This window comes from Deinococcus aerius (assembly GCF_002897375.1).
Taxonomy (GTDB): domain Bacteria; phylum Deinococcota; class Deinococci; order Deinococcales; family Deinococcaceae; genus Deinococcus; species Deinococcus aerius.
Window position 1 is genome coordinate 1 of sequence record NZ_BFAG01000029.1, and the last position, 3391, is coordinate 3391.

A 3391-nucleotide genomic window follows, 5' to 3' on the forward strand; every position below is an offset into this window, starting at 1 on the left:
GCGGCGCGACATCGCGCTCGGGTGAATTTCAGCTCCCTAACGTTCGGGGAAATCGTTGAAACTCGGTGATCCAGGCCTCGATGCTCTCCTCGCCGGTCAATTTCAGTCCCCTAACGTTCGGGGAAATCGTTGAAACTCGCTGATCGGTTCGCCGCCCCGGGCCACGGTCGCCAATTTCAGTCCCCTAACGTTCGGGGAAATCGTTGAAACATGTGGGGGATCGGAAAGGCGACGACCGCCGGGATATTTCAGTCCCCTAACGTTCGGGGAAATCGTTGAAACCCGCCCCTGCGGCAGAGGGGGTGAGCCATGACTGAATTTCAGTCCCCTAACGTTCGGGGAAATCGTTGAAACCCAGCCCAAAAGCTGCCGCCTGCCCAGCATGGTCAGATTTCAGTCCCCTAACGTTCGGGGAAATCGTTGAAACCGAGCAGATCATTGCCGAGGTCGAGACGGCGCCCCAATTTCAGTCCCCTAACGTTCGGGGAAATCGTTGAAACGGCGCTCGACCTCGGGGATGGCGGTCAGCGCTAGGAATTTCAGTCCCCTAACGTTCGGGGAAATCGTTGAAACCTACGGCAAGTTCGTCGTCCCCTGAGCCCGAGCCGGATTTCAGTCCCCTAACGTTCGGGGAAATCGTTGAAACTGCCACTGCCGCTGCTCGGCGGCCGTCTGCGCGGTCAATTTCAGTCCCCTAACGTTCGGGGAAATCGTTGAAACGGCTGATTTTTCCCCCTTTTCGAGAGGGCAGAAGTTGTCATGCAACTCGCCTCGACGTGGAGGACGGCATTCATTCTACCCGCTGGCGGCGTTCGCAAAAGCCGGAGAACGCCTCCAACCTGGCGATTTGCGGCGCGTGGAGGACGTGACCCGGTCCGGGCAGTCTGCCCTGCCCGGGCATCCAGGGGGAGCCTCTCCCGGAAATGCCCACCAGGACGGATCGCAAATCGCGGGGCTCTGGCGGCAACTCCCTCTCTTGCGGTCATGGGCCGTAGCGCGCCAGCAGTTCCCGTGCCTCGCCCAGCCAGAGGTCGCGCACCCATGCGGGCGACAGGACCTCGACCCTCGGCCCCCAGCCGCGAATCCAGGCCATGACCTCGACGGGCAGGTGGTCGCGGTTGAGGGGCGCCCTGAGCCGCAGCACATAGCACGGGCCGTCCATGCTGCCCTCTATCTGGCCCGGCCAGCGGCGGTAGGCGACGTAAGGCACCGCCTCCGGGGCGAACCGGAGCGTGACCTCGCAATGTTGCCCGCCGCCGATAATGCCCCAGGCCCCGTCAAGCTCGTCGCGGGGGTCGAAGGGAAGCTCGGGGCTGGATTGTCCGGTCAGCCGCGCCGCGTCCACGAAGCGGGAGAGGTGAAAGGTCTTGACCCTCTGCTCGCCGCGCCGCCGAGCGAACACGTACCAGTCGAGGTTGGTGCGGTTGATCTCCATGAACACCACGTCGGCCTCGCCGGTGTTCGGCTCCTCGCCCGGTTTCCGGTAGCTGAAGCGCACGGGTTCGCCCCGGCACCACGCGGCGGCCAGCGTTTCCAGGATACGCGGGGTGTCGCCCGAGGGCGGCGTGAGCGAGCGCAGGGACACCGCGCGCAGCCGGGCGGGAAGTTGCCCGCTCAGTTCGAGCAGCGTCTCGTGGTAGAGGCGGCTGGGCGTGGGCGCGTGGTGGTGCAGCAGCCGCAACAGCGCGTGGTGGATGACCGCCCGCACCGGGTCGTTCTGGACCTCCCGGGTGTGCCAGGGCCGCGCCAAGAAGTACCGGGCGGGGCGTTCGTCGGTTTGCAGCACGTCCCGGCCCTCGCTGATGAGCAGGCGGCGGTCACGCTGGACCTCCTGCTGCTGACACCCCAGCCGTTCGGCGAGTTGCGCCGTGGTCAGCGGCCCCTCCTCGCTCAGCAGGGCGATCAGCCGAAGCAGGCGGCGCCCCTGCTCGCGCTTGCGGGTCAGCGTCATCCCGCCGCCTCCAGGTCGTACAGGCCCGCGCCGAAGTGCGCCCACTTGCCCATCCCAAGCTGCTCACCGAGCCGCAGCAGGGGGGCGAACGGCCTGAAGTCCCCCCGGTACTCCACCGTGCCCACCAGGCCCTCCATGTTCGTCTTCTGACCGGGTCGGCTCCCCTTGCGGAGCTGCGAGACGAGGCGCACGTCCTGCCGAACGGTCTCGACCCCTCGGGCCAGGAGGGGTAGCCGCGTGAAGTCGGCCCCCAGGCTGGCCGCGCCGCCGTAAAGCTGCTCCAGGTTGCCCACCCGCCGTTGCAGCGCCCGCAGCAGGACGGGGAAATGTAGGTCCCGGGCCATCTGCCCGCCCGCCCTCAGGTGCAGCGGCGAACGCAGGTGCAGGCGCAGCCCTTCCCCCGGCACCGGCGGCAACTCCCCCGCCCGCAGCAGGAGGGGGGAGAGGTTCACATCCAGGTCCGCGCCCCGCAGCAGGGTGACCTCCTCCCCCGTGTAGGGCTGCACGCTCCGCACCTCTTCCAGCTCCAGCCGTCCCCGCGTGTGCCCCAGCCCCTCCCGGCCCACCTCGCGCAGCGCCGCCAGCAGGTACGGCAGTTGCGTGACCGCCTGCCCCACCACCACCAGCCCGAAGGTGAGCGCCTCGCCCGCCCCCAGGTGCCGCTCCTCGCCGTACGCCACCCGGAAGATGATGGGGCGCGGCGGGGTTCCCAGCGAGGCCACCTGGAGGCTCTCCGGCAGCCGGGGCGCGTAGCTCAGGCCGTAGGGACAGATGGTCTGGAGGGGGCAGCCCTGGCACGTCTCCCTCTGCGGCTGCGTGCAGGCCAGCCGGTACAGCGCCCGCCCGAACGCGCCCTCCAGCTTGGAGCCGGGGAAGGGCGGCAGGTGCACCGGCTCCAGCGCCCGCAGGCTGACGCACAAGGCGGCAAAGGGGAGGTCGAGGGGGAGCATGGGAGGAGTCTAGAGGGAGAGTGCCTCACTCGGAGACGCCTCTTTGCCCGCGCTCATACATGGTGGAAGAAGGTGCGCTCGCGCCGCGCCTCCCGCAGCACGCTCACGGTGAAGTGGGCGAGGGTGGTTCGAAGCGCATTCATGGAGAAGCCCGCCCACGGTGCGGACAGGTCAAGTGGGGACAGCTCCGGGTGGGCCAGCGCCGGCGTGAGGACGCGCATGGGGCGGTCAGTGGCGGCCAGCAGACACAGGCTGAAGCTGAATCTCGGTATCGGGGAACGAGGCGATCAGCTTGAGTTCGCCCCCCAGCGCCCGGACGTACTCGCGCAGGGTGCTGAGGTACATATCCTCCCGGTGTTCCAGCCTGGAGATGGTGGCCTGCTCGGTGTTCATCGCCTGCGCCACCTCAGCCTGCGTCCGTTCCCGGGCGCGGCGCAACTCGGCCAGTCGCATCTCCAACAGCATGGCCTCGGCGCGTGCGGCGGCGCGT

Annotated in this window: 4 protein-coding genes and 1 CRISPR repeat array; all 4 genes read right to left on the reverse strand. The window is 67.9% G+C overall.

The features are described from left to right. Window positions 1-25 precede the first annotated feature (25 nt). A CRISPR array of direct repeats spans window positions 26-720; the repeat unit is 37 nt; unit sequence ATTTCAGTCCCCTAACGTTCGGGGAAATCGTTGAAAC. A 262-nt stretch (window positions 721-982) separates the two neighbouring features. Then, on the reverse strand, window positions 983-1951 hold the full coding sequence (locus tag DAERI_RS21655; protein WP_103131514.1) for a helix-turn-helix transcriptional regulator: 969 nt from the start codon (window positions 1949-1951) through the stop codon (window positions 983-985). Then, window positions 1948-2901 (reverse strand): CRISPR system precrRNA processing endoribonuclease RAMP protein Cas6, encoded by a 954-nt coding sequence (cas6, locus tag DAERI_RS21660; protein WP_103131515.1) that lies wholly within the window; start codon window positions 2899-2901, stop codon window positions 1948-1950. The genes DAERI_RS21655 and cas6 overlap by 4 nt, the downstream gene beginning before the upstream one ends. A 53-nt stretch (window positions 2902-2954) precedes the next feature. Continuing rightward, a complete protein-coding gene (locus tag DAERI_RS22525) occupies window positions 2955-3122 on the reverse strand; it encodes a hypothetical protein (RefSeq protein ID WP_165794333.1) in 168 nt (55 codons plus the stop codon). Between the two features lie 7 nt (window positions 3123-3129). Then, a partial coding sequence (locus tag DAERI_RS21665; RefSeq protein WP_103131516.1) for a helix-turn-helix domain-containing protein occupies window positions 3130-3391 on the reverse strand: 262 nt, incomplete at its 5' end.